Source organism: Marinitenerispora sediminis, from assembly GCF_003336425.1.
Taxonomy (GTDB): Bacteria; Actinomycetota; Actinomycetes; order Streptosporangiales; family Streptosporangiaceae; genus Marinitenerispora; species Marinitenerispora sediminis.
Window position 1 is genome coordinate 1 of sequence record NZ_QEIO01000388.1, and the last position, 362, is coordinate 362.

The 362-nt window shown below is 73.2% G+C and carries 1 protein-coding gene; it reads left to right on the plus strand.

The features are described 5' to 3' along the window. On the plus strand, nt 1–113 hold a 113-nt coding region (locus DEF28_RS26940; protein ID WP_147281123.1), incomplete at its 5' end, for an acyl-CoA dehydrogenase family protein. Nucleotides 114–362: the final 249 nt, after the last annotated feature.

Consider the following 362-nt stretch of genomic DNA (forward strand, 5'->3'; position numbering starts at 1 on the left):
ACGTCAAGGACTTCCCGCTGGAGCGGATGATGCGCGACGCCAAGATCACCCAGATCTACGAGGGAACCAACCAGATCCAGCGCCTGGTCATGGCCCGCCAGCTGCTGAAGTAGTCCGCGGCCGGCGCGGTCCCCGCCCCGGCTGGGCTCCGGGCCCGGCCGGTGAGCCGGTGCGCGCCCGTCCGTTCCGGCGGGGGTTCCGTCGGACGCGCCGGCCGGGCGGAGCGGCCGGGTGCGCGGTGGCCGTGCCGGTCGGCGCACCGGCGCGGGTTCGAAGGACCGGGTCATCTCGTCGAGCAGCGCCCGGTTCTCCTCCCAGTCCTCCTCCGTGGAGACGAGGAAGAGCGCGTACCCCTTCTCCTC